Here is a 16,095-nt window from a genome sequence, read left to right as displayed (position 1 = left end):
GCTGTTCTAATGGCCCCAGTTAAGGCAGGCCGCAACCCTGGAAACGTCAAGCCTGCGCAGATCATCAACGGCCAGAATACGCACCTGACCTGGAGCACACCCAACCGGCGCCGTCAGACGCGGGTTACTTTCACCGGAAAACAGAACAAGAGACCGGCAACCCATCGCAGCCGCCAGATGCATCGGGCCTGTATCATTACCAACCGCCAGAGCGGCGCGCGCGAAGATCCCCCCTAGCGAAAGCAGATCCGTCTGTCCTGTCAGGTCGAGCATGGCGGGCACCTGAGCCTTGATCGTTTCGGCTAGACCGGATTCGCTGGCTGCGCCGATCATGACGACATGCAGGCCCGATGCGAGCAGTTCATGCGCCAGAGCCGCATAATGGCTGGCTGGCCAGCGTTTGGCGGGCCGGTGAGGGGCCGCCCCCGGCACGATGACCGCATAGGGGGCAGGCAGATCGGGGCCACCACGCCCCAGCCACTCCAGATCCGTGCCGGACAATTCAGACACACCCAGCCGTGCCAGCTGATCACGCTGTCGCGCTACGCTGTGCATGGCATCACGATAGGGGTTGTCGTGAAAAAATGCCCCGTCCGGCGCAATCCCGCACCAGCGTTTCTGCCCGGCCAGACGCTGATACCGGGTACTGCGCCCTGATGTCTGCAGATCAATCACCAGATCATACCCGCGCAGGGTGCGACGCAGGGCCATCATGCCACGCAGGTCCGACCAGCGCGGTCGCACATCGACGGTCACATGATCAAACCACGGGCTGGCCTTGGCCAGCGGTGCAAACAGCGTGGTGGTCAGCAGGGTGATCTCTGCCTCGGGCCAGTGCGCCCTGATGGCGGCAAAAGGGGCGAAGGCCTGCACGAAATCACCCAGCGCGCCGAGCTTGATCACGAGTATACGAAACATCCGGCCATCCTAGCCGAGGGCGCGCTGCGATGATACGCCATCTGTCTGCTCTCCCGGCGTCAGGCCATGCCCGGACCCGTGTCGCCCCGCAAGCAGGACCAGAATCCGGTGCAGGAACCCCCCATGTCCGACAATCCTTCCCACATCCTTTCCTTCGGCAGCGTCAATATCGACATCACCGCCCGCGCCGAGCGCATCCCCCATCCGGGCGAAACGGTCCATGCCGCAAGCTACGCCATTGGGCTTGGTGGCAAGGGGGCCAATCAGGCTGCTGCCGCAGCGCGTCTCGGACAGGGATGTGGGCTGAACGTTTTCATGGCAGGCCGCACCGGCACCGATAATTTCGGTGCCATGGCGCGCAAGCTTCTCACCCCTTTTGGCGTCGATCTCAAAGCCCTGCGAGAGGACCCCGCCCACCCGACAGGCGTTGCGCTGATCACGGTCGATGAAAAGGCCGAGAACATCATTACCGTCGCAGGCGGTGCCAATATGGCGCTCGACAGCAGTGATGTCGCCGCCCATCGATTCCTGATCGAACAGGCATCGGTGCTGCTTCTTCAGCTCGAAATTCCTCTCGCCCTCACAATCGAAATCGCCGAGACCGCCAAAAACGCAGGAACGCTCGTGATTGTCGACCCGGCCCCCGCCCCGGCCGGTGGCCTGCCTGAGGCCCTGTGGCGCGCTCTCGATATCGTCACCCCCAACGAAACCGAAACGCGCCTTCTGACTGGCATCTACCCTGAAACGCAGGAAGACGCTGCGCGGGCTGCGCGCAAATTGCAGGCCCTTGGTGCCACCCATGCACTGGTCAAGATGGGGGCAAGGGGGGTGTATTATCTCAGCGGTGATCGGGAAGGCTTTGTCCCCCCTTATCCGGTCAAGGCTATCGACACTGTCGCAGCAGGCGATTGCTTCAACGCCGGTCTCGCCGCAGCCCTCACGCTGGGCAAGCCGTTCGACGAGGCGGTGCATTTTGCCGCAGCCTGCGGTGCGCTCGCGACCACGCGGCTTGGCGCTGCCGAATCAGCACCCCACTGGCACGATGTCACAGCGATGGTCGAAAGCAGACCGGCGTCCTGACCGGGGCGAAACCGACCATCGAGGCTGACGCCAGGTCAGTCCTGATCGGGGTCGGCGTCGAGAACGGCCTCGTCCTGTCTTGCCAGATAGGCTTCGTGGCCGTCCGGGGCGAGGGTAATCACACGGTCCCAGTCCTGACGCGCCTGCCCGTATTGCCGCAGGCGCACATTCAGGATCCCACGCTCCAGCAGGGCCTCGACATCATCGGGCGACAGGGCCAGCGCCCTATTGGCATCTGCCATCGCTTTCGCGCTCTGCCCAAGATAACGATAGGCGGTAGCGCGTACCACGAAAGCACCGACCAGATAGGGGTCTGGCACAGCGTCAGGTTTTACTACCACCGGTGCCGTTGGTGGCACAGCCGGACCGTCACCCGGCAGGGCGCCGAGAGCGGTGATCGTTTCTCCAAATTGCCCCTGCATTGACAGGCTGCGGGCCAGAAGCACCCTGCGCCCAAGCGGCCCGGAATCATGCGACAATGCCTGCCGCGCTGCGCGTTCCGCTGCTTTTCCATCCCCCGCCAGCAACCAGGCTGCGGCCGCCTGCTCGGCAAAAACGGCACGCTCACCAGGGTCCCCATCATGTCCATCCTGCGCGGTAGCGGCATGGGAAGGCAAGGCAGGCCCTGCCGGCACCGACGTGCCATGCCCTTGCTGGCCTTTTCCACCCTGCATGGCACTCTGCGCCTCCGGCGCTGCCAGACCATCATACTCGATTGCGGCATCCCGATAGGCGCCAAGTGCCAGATCAGCCTGCGCCAGACACTCATGGGCGCCGCGCCCCCCGCCGTGATGCAGCCAGTCCTGCGCCGTTTCCAGCACCAGATCGGGGGTATCGGGTAACGGTGCCAGGCAATGCGCAAGGGTTTGCGGCGGGGAATAGGCCAGTGCCCCCCCTGCCCAAAGGCTACTCCCTATCGCCAAGGCACCAAAAGCATGTTTCATACCTTGTGAATTGGCGCGGCATCGCGCCAGCGGTCAAGCACGAATGGGAGCTTTCATGCCACCTCACCTCGTTATTCTGGGTCAGGGCTATTCTGCCAGTGCCGTTGTCGCGCCCGCCAAGGCACAGGGCTGGCACGTGACCGGTACGAAACGTGCGCCCGAGCCGGACTCGACTCTGCTCGCTTTCGATGCCGCCGGGGAGGCCCTGCATGGGGCCACCCATGTGCTGATCAGTGCGCCGCCTTCCGAGGCGGGTGACCCGGCATTGCTCCGCTATGGGGACGTGCTGCGCGAGGCACCCCATCTGCGCTGGATCGGCTATTACTCCACCACCGGGGTTTATGGCGACCGTCAGGGTGGCAGTGTTGATGAAACCACGCCCGTCGCTCCCAGTCAGTCACGCAGCCGTGCCCGCGTGCAGGCCGAGCAGGACTGGCAGGCGCTTGCACGCGACCGCCAGATCGCCTGCGATATCATGCGGCTTGGCGGCATATATGGCCCCGGGCGCTCGGCGTTCGACACGCTGCGCTCAGGCAAGGCCAGGCTGGTCGATGCACCCGGTCACCTGTTCAGCCGCATCCATCGCGACGATATCGCCGGTGCCACGCTTGCAGCGATAGCCACGGCCTCTCCTGCCTCATCCCGCATCATGAATTTTGTCGATGACTGTCCCAGCCCTCAGGCCGATGTGTTCGAGGAAGCCGCACGACTCAGCCATCATCCCCTCCCCCCCAGAGTAAGCCTTGAGGCCGCCTGGGCAGAGCTGAGCCCGATGGCCCGCAGCTTCTGGTCAGAGAGGCGCGTGGTGCAAAGCAGGCTGACACAGCGTCATCTTAGGCGGTCCTGGCTTTACCCCAGCTATCGGGAGGGACTGGCTGCCATTTACGCCTCTGAAACACCCTGAATGGCAAAAGGCTCTGCACATGGTATGTCCCTTACACCCTGTAACACACACCACCCCCGGAGATGAGATGCTGAAGGCGTCGATGAGACATCCGCTTTGAAAATTCTATTTCCGGCAAAAAAGTCATTCCGGACTGGCAACCCTGTTCACGGATACGCTAAGCCGGAAGCGCCCATGACCGTGCTCCGTTTTCTCCACCCGCTTCTGCCTGCGCTTCGCGCCATCATGCTGCCTTGCCTGCTGACGGGCTGCATCACCATCGGGCCGACACGCCTGTCACATGATCAGCTCGATTATTCGCGTGCTCTGGGTGAGGCCGAGAAGCATGCGATGCTGCTGAACATCATACGCATACGCTATGCCGACCCGCCGACCTTTCTCGATACCACGCAGGTCATCGCGGGCTATCAGTTCAATCGTTCGGTCAATGGCGGGTTCAACGCCTTCCCCTCTGGCGTGGGAAGCTATCTGTTCGGCAGCGGCACTGCCACGCTGCAGGAAAGCCCGACCTTTACCTACCAGCCCGAAACCGGGCAGCAATATGCAGAAAACGTCATCCGGCCCATCTCGCCTGTGGTCATCATGCCGCTCAGTCTTGGCGGCCTGCCCATCGACACGCTTCTGCGCCTGACAGCGCAGTCGATCGATGGATTGTCCAATGTCCGCGCCCTTGGCGCAGGGCCGACGGGCGGTGGTTCCGTGCGTTTCTACCTGCTGCTGCATGATCTGCGCCAGTTGCAGATCCAGGGTGCCATGACCATACGCATCTCGACCGATGCCCCCAAACCTTCAGGCGACCAGCCCCCCTCGGGCTCCGCCAACAAACCGGCGGGGACACAGCCCGAACACGCCTATCTGGTTCTGACCGCCACCTCAGACCCAGCCCTGACCACCATCCAGGCCGAGGTGCGCCGTCTGCTGCATCTCGACCCCCATGCTGAAGAGGCCGAAATCGTTTACGGCCCCTATCCCAAGGTGCCGGGACAGATCGCCATCCTCACGCGCTCCATGTTCGCCATGCTGTCGCAGATCGCCTATGAGATGGATGTGCCCGAGGAGGATGTGAGAGCGAGACGCACGCTGCCCACCATCAGCCCGGTCGGTATCGAGACACGCCCCGATGTGGTGATCCATTCCGGCAAATCCGCACCTGAGCATAATTACGACGAGGTGCACTACCGGGACCGCTGGTACTGGATCAGCGATGACGATTTCCGCAGCAAGCTAAGCTTCACCATGATGCAGATTCTTGCTGCCCTTGCCGCCACCAGCCACTCACCCGGCGCCGTCATTACAATTCCCGCAGGCTAGGCTGGGTGTACGGGGGGGCCTGAAGCACCGTCACGGCGCCCGGCTATGATCGGGCCCAGCCACCGCCCAAAGCCCGGTAGAGCCGCGCCATCGACGCCGAGACATCGGCCCGCGCATCCGAAAGGGCACTCCGGCTCTCAAGCAGCCCGTTCTGCGTCGTCAGAACGTTGAGAAAATCGCCTGCCCCCTGAGCATACTGCAACTGCGCCACCCGCACGGCGGTCTCACTCTCAGTGACCGCCTCAGCCAGTCGATCGTGGCGCTCCTGGGCTGTGCCCAGATCGGCCATGGCATCATCGACCTCCTCCCATGCGTGAAGAACCGTTCTTTGGAGCACGATGGCCGCTTCTTTCTGCTGAAGCCTACGCAAGGCAAGTTGCCCCGCAAGCTTCCCGCCCTCGAACAGCGGAATGGTCATGGTCGGACCAAAACCATACTGACGCGATGCCCATGACCCGAGGCCACTGAACTGAAGCGCCTGGACATCCAGACTGCCGGACAACGTGATACGAGGAAAGAAATCGGCCACAGCAACCCCGATCGTCGCCGTCGCTGCATGCAGACGCGCCTGGGCTGCCCGTATATCCGGGCGTCTCTCGGCAAGCTGCGAGGGCAATCCAACCGGAATGGTTTCAGGGAGCGGTGGAATATTGCCCTTGCCTCCAAGACGCTGTGACAGGGTCCCCGGTTCGCGTGCCATCAAAAAGGCGAGGGCATTGAGAAGATGGACTTCTTCACGATGCAGTTGCGGCAAACGGGCCTCGAAACCATGCAGCTGACCACGCGCATAGGCCAGGTCGAGTTTTGTCGCCGTACCCTGGGTCACACGCAGGACGGTCAGATCGACACTGTGGCGGGCGATATCCAGACTCTGTCGGGTAATCTCGGTCTGAGCCTGCACATTGCGCAGAGCGATATAGTTCTGGGCGGTCTCCGCCATGAGCGAAACCAGCGTATCGCGCTGCATCTCGCGCATTGCCTGCATGGAGGCTGTCGCGGCCTCGACCTGACGGCGCACATGCCCCCACAGATCGACCTCCCACGACGCACTGAGCCCGTACTGAGGCAGGTTGAAGGAAGGATTACCCTTTGGCCCGGCTGCAGCGGCGGGCCCAAACCCCTGTGTTCCATCCGCGATCTGTGCCGGGTCGCGGTTCCCTTCCGTGCCGAGCAGGCCCAGGATGCCATTCGTACTGGCACGTTCGCGCGCATAAGAGCCGGCGCCCTGCACCTGGGGCAGACGCGCCGCGGCTGCGATCCTGCGCTCGGCGCGACTCTGTTCGAAATGAAGCGCCGCTTCCCTGAGGTCGAGATTGGCATCGAGCACATCCTGCTCAAGCGCCGTCAGCACCGGGTCCTTGTAGAGCTTCCACCATTGTGCCTCGACCGGCGCGGTTTCATCCGGATGGCTTCTCCGGGGTGTCACGCTTTCGTGCCAGTGGGGCGCCGCCCCCGGGTCGCGTTTGTGGAAATCGGGGCCGACCGAACACCCCCCGAGGATCAGGAATAGGCTCAGCACTGTCGTGCGGGACAAATGTCTCATCTCCCTCACTCCCACACGAAACGCGCATCGGTGCCATGAGCGCCGTCTCGCGGCGAGGCCGTATCGATCATGGCCTCGACGGACATACCGACACGAACACGCCGTGCCAGAGGCTGCCCGTCATCAAAAACCAGCTTTACCGGGACGCGCTGCACCACCTTTGTGAAGTTCCCGGTCGCGTTGTCCGGCTGGATCACGGCGAAGGCGACATTCGTCGCCGGTGCCACGCTATCGACATGGGCATGGAGCACCGCATCGGGAAAGCTGTCGACCCGTATCTCGGCTTTCTGCCCCGTCTGCATACGGGCCATCTGCGTTTCCTGAAAATTGGCAATCACATAGGCCTGACGCACCGGTACGACGGCCAGAAGCCCGGTACCGGGATGGACATACATACCGACACGCACGTCACGCGCCCCGACTACCCCATCGACCGGGGCCGTGATGGTGCAATAGGACAGATCGAGTTCAGCCTGCCGCACAAGGCTTTGGGTCTGAATCAGGACACCCTGCGCACGCTCGCTTTCTGCAGCGAGTACGGCGAGCCCGGCGCGATCGGCATTCACAGCCGCCTTGTCACGGGCCAGCCGCGCAACAGCCTCGCGCTGACGGTCCTCGGCCCCCTGCTGCTGCTCGATCGTGCTCGCTCCCCCTGCTGAAAGCGCGCGGTAGCGGGCCGCATTCTGCCGCGCGAAAAGCAGGGCGGCCTCATCGGCCTCGATCGTGGAAAGCGCCGCGTCGATCAGGGCCGACTGACGCTGCTGCGCTGCTGCGAGATTGGCGATATCGGCCTGCGCGGCACGGTGCTTGCCCCGAGCCGTATCGAGGGCCGTACGATAGTCATCGTCTTCGATGTGCGCCAGAACGTCTCCCGCCCGCACCTTCTGATTGTCCGCAACAGGCACGCTGTCTATCCGCCCGGCGACCTTGGGCGCCACCCGCGTAAAATCGGCGGTGATATACGCATCATTGGTCGATTGATGACGCCCGTCGCCGACGAAAAAGCGATCTGCGCTCCAGGCGAGACCGGTCAGGACAAGCGCAGTGCATCCCGCAAACAGGAGCGGTTTCTTGTAAGCCATGAGGAGATTTCCGTTACTGTATTGCGAGAGGGGCGTTTTCGGGCTGCTGTGCAGATGCGGCAGGCTGCGCGGGCTTGGGACTGGAGGGTGCTTTCCCGGGGGGATAGACGCGACCGGGAAGCACGGCTGTCAGCACCACGAAAACGGCGCAGATCACGACCACCACGAGCAGGATATCGACCAGGGAGAGCACCAGCGCCTGCGCTGACAGCATTTCATGCAAGCTGTGCAGCGCATCGACCCCGTCGAAGCCCTGCGTCATGTGGGGATGATCCAGCAGCATGGTCGAATGATAGTGCTCGCGGCGGCGCAGCAGGATCGAGAACAGGGCGAATGCGAGAGCATTGGCCATGCCCTTGAGCATGTTGACCATGCCCGAAATAAACGGGCCGTCGCTCGGGCCAAGCGCGAGAGTGGCCAGCATCAGAACCGGAATGACCACCATGGGCTGACCAAAAATCTGAAGCGCCTGAATGAGATAGAAATTGTCGCGCACCCATTCGGATGTCAGGTCTAGTCCAAGCCAGGCAGAAAGCCCGAGGAGCGCCATGCCGATCCCGAGCACCCACCGGCAATCCACCCGACGCATGTTGCACAGCGCCGCAACCAGCGGCAGCACGACAAGCTGGGGCAGGGCCACGGTCAGGGAAACTGGAGCGGCCTGAATGGGGCGATATCCCTTGATCTCCTCAAGAAATGTCGTCGTGACTTCATTCATCAAAGCACACACGATCAGTACCGCCACGAGTGACAGCAGGGACATCGTGATGTTGCGGCTCTTCCAGTATTGCAGACGAAAGAATGGACTATGGTGATGCCATTCATGGATCAGAAACCCGATGAAGAACGCCCCACCCCAGAATGTCAGGTGGGTGATGAGAGGTGAGCGGAACCAGTCGAGCCGGTCGCCCTGATAGAGCACAGTCACGACGCACAGGATGGAGGGCGCGCCGATCAGGAATCCGCGCCAGTTGAAGCTGCGAAAACGCGAAAGCTGGACGGGGTCCTGCGGCAATCCCCAGGCGATCATGCCAAGCGCCACAGCACCGAGCGGTAACACCTCCCAGTAGAGCCAGTGCCAGCCGAACCGTTCGAAGAGCAGGGCTTCGAAAGGCATACCCAGATTAGGGCCAAAGGTCGCACTCATGGCGTAACCGCCAATGCCAAAAACCTTGAGCGGCGGCGGAAGATATTTGAGCATGACGGTCATGAGGATGGGCGGAAGACACCCGGCGCTCAGACCCTGCATGGCACGAAGAATACCGATCGGGACCATATCGGTCATGAACGGCAAAGGCAGAGACAACAGGGCCAGCGCTGCCGTCATGAACAGCGCAAAGCGGTAGATCGAGAATGTGATGTAGAACCACGGCGTAAAGGCCATCGCCGTAATGTTGAAGGCCTCGTAGATCGAGATGAACCACGTCCCCTCGTCGTGACCAAGATGCATGGCGCCGCGAAGATCGGACAGGCCAAGCTCTGTCACATGTTCATTGAACCCCGCGACATGCACGGTCAGCAACATGCCCAGACACCCGATGATTGTTCTGAACCCGAAGGGGGGCGTGACCGCCATAGGTGGCAGGATCCTTGAATCCTGCGTCTTGGGTGCAATCATGGGGCGACATCCTCTCCGCCCGGTCTCTAGCCTCGCCCCCCAGCCTCAATAACCCTTAATCCGTGAAAAGAATCCTTCCAGTTAGCGTAAGGGTCAGGCAGATCCTTTTCATTCCATGCAATCCCTGGAGGGTCGGCCCCATGACCAGAAACCTGCCAGCCAAACGCGGTTATTCGCTCGATCATCTCCGCTGGCTTCAGGTTCTGCTTGAAGAGGAAAGCGTTACGCGCGCCGCCAGAAGGCTCAGGGTGAGTGAAGCCGCCGCAAGCCGCCATCTCGCCTCACTGCGCACCCTGTTCGGAGACCCCCTGCTGGTACTCTCTGGCAGACAACTGGTTCCGACACCCTTCGCCGCCGATCTTCTGGGCAGAGTGCAGACAGTTCTGGCCGAGGCAGAGGCGCTTGTCAGCGCGCGCGCCCAATTGGATCTGTCGCAGATCGCGCCGCATTTCACGATCCGTGCACGTGACCTTTTCATTGGGGCTTTCGGTAGCGCCATCGCCGAGAAGCTCAGGGAGTCCTGCCCCCGCTGCCAACTCGTTTTCTCACCCGAGACCGAGGACTCCATCGGAGACGCGCTCAGGCGTGGCACGATCGACCTCTATATCGGCGCCACCGAAGACCTGCTGCCCGAGATCAAGAAGCAGACCCTGTTCCAGACCCGGTTCGAGGCCGTAGTCCGTACGGGACATCCGATCCTCGATCAGGAAATCACACCACAGACGCTGGTCGCCTACGATCACATCAGCACCTCCCGCAAGGGACGTGCTCATGGGCCGATCGATGCGGTCCTTGCGGAGAAATTCGGTCTGGAAAGACGCATCGCTCTGGTGGTTCCCAGCGATTACGCCATGATCGAGACCATGCGTGAAACAGACATGATCCTGCCTTTGCCGGAAATCATCATCCGGCGCCTGCCGCTTGAAGCTATCGGGGCCCGTGCCTTCGCCTTTCCGTTTCCGCTTCCCGATCTTGTCAGTTTTCAGGCATGGCATCCGCGGCTGGACAACGACCCGGTTCACCGATGGCTCCGCGAGACCATTCTCGCAACAGTTCAATCCGTGGTCAAAGCCCTGCGAGACAGGACGGGGTCCCCACAGGAGAGTCCGGGCAGGTCATGCTGACCGGTGCGCTTCAGACACACTGAGTCGAGATCCGTTCAGAGATGCTCCCGGGCCGGAAAACTCGCCATCTCATCGAACGTATCATGATTTTCACCGATATGTGTTGCCCTGTTCTGTTTGCCTTCAGGATAGTCTCCGCAGCTCGTCTCAAGGAGGTTTCATGACGTCTCGTACCAGACCCAGACGCATCAGCGACTGGGGGACATTGGCGCTCGCCATACTCATTGTCCTGTTCGGACTGATCTTTGTCGGCGGTGGCGGCTATCTGCTCAGCCTCGGTGGCTCAGCCTATTATCTGATCTGCGGCATCGTGCTGCTGGCCTCAGGCCTTTTCATGGCCATGGGCCGCCTTCTGGGTGGCTATCTCTTCCTTCTCGCCTGGGCCGGCACACTGGTCTGGACCATTGCCGAATGTGGCTTTGACTGGTGGGGCTGGCTGCCGCGCCTGTTCGGCCCGACGCTGATTGCCATTCTCGTCGTGCTCAGCCTGCCTGTCCTGCGTCGTCAGGATACGGTTCGTCCAGTTTCCCGCGGAGCCGTCTGATGCGTAAACCAGCCCTCATGACCGCCACCATCCTTGGTGGCCTCATTTCCGCAACCGTGGCTTTCGCGCAGATCCCGCCGTCGAACTCGACACCTGGTGAAGATCACACAGCGCCTGAAGAAGCCCACAAGCAGGGTCCCGGCCGCTTTGGTGGTCCCGCTCCCTCCGCGCCGCAGGCTCCTGGCGTAAACGCCGCCAATCTGCCCGATATTTCCGAGATCGGCATTGCCGATGTTCCGGCTGCCGTACCGCAGATCGACAATACCCCCGCCCGTGAGGACTGGCCCGCCTATGGCCGTGACTCCAACCAGTCGCGCTTTTCGCCGCTGGATCAGCTGACGCCGGAAAATGTCGGCAAGCTCAAGCGCGCCTTCGTCTATCACACCGGCAGCAAGCCCGGTCCGGGGCAGGCCAATAAATGGGCCGCTGAAACCACCCCCATCAAGGTCGGCAACTCGCTCTACATGTGTTCAGCCATGAACGACATGATGCGTATTGATGCCGCCACCGGCAAGGAAATCTGGCGTCACGATGCCGGGGTGAAGTACCAGTCCATTCCCTACACCGCTGCGTGCAAGGGCGTGACCTATTACACCTCATCGACCATCCCTGAGGGCCAGCCCTGCCATAACCGCATCATGGAAGCCACGCTCGACATGCGCCTGATCCAGGTCGATGCCGAGACGGGCAAGCTGTGCGAGGGCTTCGGCTTTGGCGGTCAGGTCAACCTGATGCAGGGCATGGGTGAATCGGTGCCCGGTTTTGTGTCCATGACCACCCCGCCCCCGGTCATCAACGGGATCGCTGTCGTGAACCACGAGGTTCTCGATGGTCAGCGCCGCTGGGCGCCTTCGGGCGTGATCCGTGGCTACGACGCTGAAAGCGGCAAGTTCGTCTGGGCCTGGGATGTCAACAACCCCGACAACCATCACCAGCCCGAGCCCGGCAAGTTCTACAGCCGCGGCACGCCCAATTCATGGGCTGCCATGACGGGCGATAACGAGCTTGGCCTGGTCTATGTCCCGACCGGCAACTCGGCCGCCGATTATTACAGCGCCATGCGTACCGATAAGGAGAACGCTGTCTCGTCCTCCATCGTAGCACTTGACGTCAAGACAGGCGAACCGCGCTGGGTTTTCCAGACGGCGCACAAGGATGTCTGGGACTACGACATCGGCTCACAGGCGACCAAGTTCGACTATCATCATGCCGATGGCTCGGTCACGCCAGCCCTGCTGGTACCCACCAAGCGTGGCCAGACCTTCGTGCTCGACCGTGCAACAGGCAAGCCGCTGCCGGAATTCCCGGTGGTTGAAAAGCCTGCGCCCGCCAGCACGATGTCGGATGATCCGCGCAGCCCGACACAGCCCTGGTCGACCGCCTTCCCGCGCCTTGCTTTCCCTGACCTGAAGGAAAGCGACATGTGGGGCATGTCGCCCATCGATCAGCTTTATTGCCGCATCATGTTCCGCAAGGCACGTTATGTCGGTGAGTTCACCCCGCCTGCACTCGACAAGCCGAATATCGAATATCCCGGCTATAACGGTGGCAGCGACTGGGGCAGCATGGCCTATGACCCGCAATCGGGCATTGTCATTGCCAACTGGAACTCCACCCCGATGTACGATCAGCTCATCACCCGCAAGAAGGCTGATGCGCTGGGCCTGAAGCCGATCGACAACCCCACCTACAACCCCGCTGGCGGTGGTGCCGAAGGTAATGGCGCCCAGGCCGACACGCCTTACGGTATTGTCGTGACCCCGTTCTGGAACCACTACACGGGCATGATGTGCAACAAGCCGCCTTACGGCATGATCGAGGCCATCGACATCAAGACCAAGAAGGTCCTGTGGTCGCGCCCCCTCGGTACGGCTCGCGCCAATGGCCCGTGGAACATGCCGACCGGCCTGCCGCTGAATATCGGCACGCCGAATAACGGTGGCTCGGTCATCACCAAGGGCGGTCTCGTCTTTGTGGCGGCAGCAACCGACAACCAGATCCGCGCCATTGACATCAAGACCGGCAAGGATGTGTGGTCCGACGTGCTCCCCGGCGGCGGCCAGGCCAACCCGATGACCTATGAAGTCAACGGCAAGCAGTATGTCGCCATCATGGCCGGTGGTCATCACTTCATGATGACACCTGTCACTGACCAGCTCGTTGTCTATGCCCTGCCGGATGAGGCCGAGGCGAAGCACTGAGTTCTGCTCTTCAAACAGGGCTCAGGCGCGTCATCGCCTGCGCCCTGACAGACTGAGGAAAAGGCCGGAGGGAAACCTCCGGTCTTTTCCTTTTCGCCACGCTTTGCGCAGCGCAGAACAACCCGCTGCATCTGATTGCCTGATCTGTGGCACAACGCCCGCATCATGTGGGTTTTTTGGCTGCGGCCCTGTCTTTCCCCTCCCGGCGACGCACGCTTCATGCTACCGGCAACCCATGTCACGTCTTCGTCCCCACATCCTTCAGGTTCTCCCGGCCCTCGGCACGGGGGGGATCGAACAGGGGACAGTGGAAATGGCAGAGGCCATTATTGCCGCTGGTGGTCGCGCCGTAGTAGCGAGTGCGCGCGGAGCCCTCGTGCCACGCCTTCTCTCGATCGGCGCCCGCCATATCGAGCTGCCGCTTGGTCAGAAATCTCCTCTCGCCATCTTGCGCAATGCCCGCACCCTGTCGCAGCTGATCCGTGACGAGGGGATTGATCTGGTCCATGCGCGTTCCAGAGCACCCGCCTGGGCGGCGTGGCGCGCCACGCGTCGCACCCGTACGCCCTTCGTCACGACGTGGCATGGTGTGCACAAGGCCAGTTTCCCGGGCAAGAAACGCTATAATGCGGTGCTGGCGCGTGGAGCGCGCGTCATTGCCATCAGCACCTATATCGCCACCCGCCTGCGTGATGATTATCAGGTAGGCGAGGACCGGCTGCGCCTGATCCCACGCGGGGCCGACATGGCCCGCTTTGATCCCGACCTCGTCAACGGCGCCCGTATCCAGGCCCTTGCCGAAAGATGGCAGGTCCCTCCCGGTACGCCCGTCATCATGTTGCCGGGCCGTCTCACACGCTGGAAGGGACAGTTGTTTCTCCTGCGCGCGATGGCACGACTGCAACATCTGCTACCCGGTCCCTGGCTTGCCGTGCTTGTCGGCCCGGCCGATCCGAAAGACAGTTATGTCAGGGAGATCGAGGCAACCGCCGCGCAGCTCGGTCTGCGCGAGCGCCTGCGTTTCGCGGGGCTCTGTCAGGACATGCCCGCAGCCTATGCGCTGGCCGATGTCGTGACCGTTCCCTCTCTTCGCCCCGAGCCTTTTGGCCGCGTGGTTATCGAGGCACAGGCTATGGGACGACCCGTGGTTGTGACCGCGCAGGGTGGTGCCATGGAAACTGTTCTGCCTTATCAGACCGGGCTGCTCATCCCGCCCGACGATGCCCAGGCGCTGGCCGACGCGCTGTTTCAGATCCTCACCCTGTCCCAGGGCGCCCGCTCTCTGCTATCGGAAACGGCACGTCATCACATTGCGGAAAACTACACGACGCGGCAGATGCAATCGGCCACGCTCGCCGTCTATGATGAGCTGCTCGGTAGCTGCCTGTCGGACAATTTTCGGGAATACTGCCCATGACCACACCACCCCGCCCGAGCCTGTCCGAAAAAGCGCAGGCTGATCTCGACAAGCGTCTGGCGCGTGAGGCCGCAGCCCTGCGCGCCAACCTGCTGCGTCGCAAGGCCCAGGTGCGCAACCGCGCGGTCAAGGCGCCTGAGGACCAGGACATGCCGGCACCTTCTACCGAGACTTCTTCTTCCTGAAAGGAACCATTCATGTCCAAGGCTCTCTACGCCACCATGCGCGCCCTGCCCGGCAAGCGCGAGGAAGTCGCCCGTCTGCTCACGGCCCTGGCCGATGACGTGCGCGGCGAACCCGGCAATGAACGCTTCGTGGTCTATACCCTCGAAGCCGACCCCGATTTCTTCCATGTCGAAGAGACCTATCGTGACGACGATGCCTTCAAGGCCCATATGGGCATGGAACATGGCAAGGTGTTCAACAACGCCATCAAGACCCTCGTCGAGGGTGGTGCGTCGCAGGTCGTATTCCTGACCCATATCGCCTGATTTCGAGCGTTCGGGTTCCTAGCCCGTCCTCCCCGGTTTGCAGGACCACCGCTGCGCGGCTAGACCTGCAAACCCGTTCATTCCCCACAGATCGAGAGACTCGCGATGCCCATCATGCCAGATAGCTGGATCCGCCAGATGGCCCAGGAAAAGGGCATGATCGAGCCCTTCGTCGAAGCCCAGAAGCGCGAGGGCGTCATTTCGTATGGCCTTTCCTCCTACGGGTATGACGCGCGCGTTGGCGAGGATTTCAAAATCTTCACCGATGTCGACAACGCTGTGGTGGACCCTAAGAAGTTCGCGGCAAACAGTTTCGTCACGCGCACGGGCGATATCACCATTCCGCCGAACAGCTTCGCCCTCGCCCACACGGTCGAATATTTCCGCATCCCGCGCGATGTGCTTGTGGTCTGCCTTGGCAAATCCACCTATGCCCGCTGCGGCATCATCGTGAACGTGACCCCGCTCGAACCCGAATGGGAAGGTCAGGTCACTATCGAGATCAGCAACACGACCAAGCTGCCCGCACGTATCTATGCCAATGAGGGTATCTGCCAGTTCCTGTTCTTCCAGGGCGCCTCGCCCTGCGAAACGAGCTATGCCGATCGCGCTGGGAAGTACATGAAGCAACTTGGCGTCACGACCCCACGCCTCTGATAGCCTGACCCTCATAAGGGGCCCTGCCGCTTCCCTTGCCCGCACCGGACCGTTCCTGCGTGTCCTGTCCGGCCAAGGCATGAAGAGAAAACGCATCCCTCCTGGGGGGCGCCAGACATCGCCCCTCGATACGCCTGCCGATCAACCGTGATTCTGCTCAACTGCGACTCGGGCTAGAGCCATAAAATCCTTTTTGCGAAGCGTTCTCAATAACTTGGCACAGCCATTGCTTGGCAACTTTCCACACTGCGGGCATGTTAG

15 protein-coding genes are annotated in these 16,095 nt (G+C 61.9%); 10 read left to right on the top strand and 5 right to left on the bottom strand.

Annotated elements, in window-relative coordinates; all coding sequences use genetic code 11:
• Positions 1-6 precede the first annotated feature (6 nt).
• Positions 7-918 (bottom strand): glycosyltransferase family 9 protein, encoded by a 912-nt coding sequence (locus tag ED655_RS14715; RefSeq protein ID WP_122050828.1) that lies wholly within the window; start codon positions 916-918, stop codon positions 7-9.
• A gap of 123 nt (positions 919-1,041) precedes the next feature.
• Between ED655_RS14715 and rbsK the strand changes: the two genes are divergently transcribed.
• Positions 1,042-1,998: a ribokinase gene (gene rbsK, locus ED655_RS14710; protein ID WP_122050826.1), complete on the top strand. Its 957-nt coding sequence runs from the start codon at positions 1,042-1,044 to the stop codon at positions 1,996-1,998.
• A gap of 35 nt (positions 1,999-2,033) precedes the next feature.
• Here rbsK and ED655_RS14705 read toward each other — a convergent pair whose 3' ends face one another.
• Positions 2,034-2,942 carry a tetratricopeptide repeat protein gene (locus ED655_RS14705; RefSeq protein WP_122050825.1) on the bottom strand — a complete coding sequence of 303 codons (909 nt, stop codon included), beginning with the start codon at positions 2,940-2,942 and terminating at the stop codon, positions 2,034-2,036.
• Positions 2,943-2,997: 55 nt separating this feature from the next.
• Here ED655_RS14705 and ED655_RS14700 point away from each other — a divergent pair, with 55 nt between their 5' ends.
• Positions 2,998-3,846, top strand: a complete 849-nt coding sequence (locus ED655_RS14700; RefSeq protein ID WP_122050824.1) for an SDR family oxidoreductase — start codon at positions 2,998-3,000, stop codon at positions 3,844-3,846.
• A gap of 174 nt (positions 3,847-4,020) precedes the next feature.
• Positions 4,021-5,157, top strand: coding sequence for a hypothetical protein (locus tag ED655_RS14695; protein ID WP_240993700.1), 1,137 nt, complete (start codon positions 4,021-4,023; stop codon positions 5,155-5,157).
• Between the two features lie 43 nt (positions 5,158-5,200).
• On the opposite strand, the gene ED655_RS14690 is transcribed toward ED655_RS14695, so the two are convergent.
• The 3 genes from ED655_RS14690 to ED655_RS14680 are packed head-to-tail and all read right to left on the bottom strand — an operon-like array spanning position 5,201 to position 9,400.
• Positions 5,201-6,700: an efflux transporter outer membrane subunit gene (locus ED655_RS14690; RefSeq protein ID WP_122050822.1), complete on the bottom strand. Its 1,500-nt coding sequence runs from the start codon at positions 6,698-6,700 to the stop codon at positions 5,201-5,203.
• A 5-nt stretch (positions 6,701-6,705) separates the two neighbouring features.
• Positions 6,706-7,782 (bottom strand): HlyD family secretion protein, encoded by a 1,077-nt coding sequence (locus tag ED655_RS14685; protein ID WP_122050821.1) that lies wholly within the window; start codon positions 7,780-7,782, stop codon positions 6,706-6,708.
• A gap of 13 nt (positions 7,783-7,795) precedes the next feature.
• Positions 7,796-9,400, bottom strand: coding sequence for an MFS transporter (locus ED655_RS14680; protein ID WP_205836056.1), 1,605 nt, complete (start codon positions 9,398-9,400; stop codon positions 7,796-7,798).
• A gap of 140 nt (positions 9,401-9,540) precedes the next feature.
• Between ED655_RS14680 and ED655_RS14675 the strand changes: the two genes are divergently transcribed.
• The 7 genes from ED655_RS14675 (at position 9,541) to dcd (ending at position 15,834) form a co-directional block, all read left to right on the top strand.
• A complete protein-coding gene (locus ED655_RS14675) occupies positions 9,541-10,524 on the top strand; it encodes a LysR family transcriptional regulator (RefSeq protein WP_122050819.1) in 984 nt (327 codons plus the stop codon).
• Positions 10,525-10,684: 160 nt separating this feature from the next.
• Complete coding sequence (locus tag ED655_RS14670) at positions 10,685-11,068, top strand: hypothetical protein (RefSeq protein WP_062165458.1); 384 nt, start codon at positions 10,685-10,687, stop codon at positions 11,066-11,068.
• Positions 11,068-13,269, top strand: coding sequence for a pyrroloquinoline quinone-dependent dehydrogenase (locus ED655_RS14665; protein ID WP_122050818.1), 2,202 nt, complete (start codon positions 11,068-11,070; stop codon positions 13,267-13,269). The genes ED655_RS14670 and ED655_RS14665 overlap by 1 nt, the downstream gene beginning before the upstream one ends.
• Before the next feature lie 235 nt (positions 13,270-13,504).
• A complete protein-coding gene (locus ED655_RS14660; RefSeq protein WP_122050816.1) occupies positions 13,505-14,686 on the top strand; it encodes a glycosyltransferase family 4 protein in 1,182 nt (393 codons plus the stop codon).
• Positions 14,683-14,871: a hypothetical protein gene (locus ED655_RS14655; RefSeq protein ID WP_122050815.1), complete on the top strand. Its 189-nt coding sequence runs from the start codon at positions 14,683-14,685 to the stop codon at positions 14,869-14,871. The genes ED655_RS14660 and ED655_RS14655 overlap by 4 nt, the downstream gene beginning before the upstream one ends.
• Positions 14,872-14,883: 12 nt before the next feature.
• A complete protein-coding gene (locus ED655_RS14650; RefSeq protein WP_162993554.1) occupies positions 14,884-15,177 on the top strand; it encodes a putative quinol monooxygenase in 294 nt (97 codons plus the stop codon).
• Positions 15,178-15,282: 105 nt separating this feature from the next.
• Positions 15,283-15,834 (top strand): dCTP deaminase, encoded by a 552-nt coding sequence (gene dcd / locus ED655_RS14645; RefSeq protein WP_023979878.1) that lies wholly within the window; start codon positions 15,283-15,285, stop codon positions 15,832-15,834.
• Positions 15,835-16,095 lie beyond the last annotated feature (261 nt).

Origin of the sequence: Asaia bogorensis, from assembly GCF_900465345.1 — a bacterium.
Lineage (GTDB): Bacteria > Pseudomonadota > Alphaproteobacteria > Acetobacterales > Acetobacteraceae > Asaia > Asaia bogorensis_A.
Note: the sequence above shows the minus strand (reverse complement) of the source record. Positions and strands in the feature narration are given on the sequence as shown.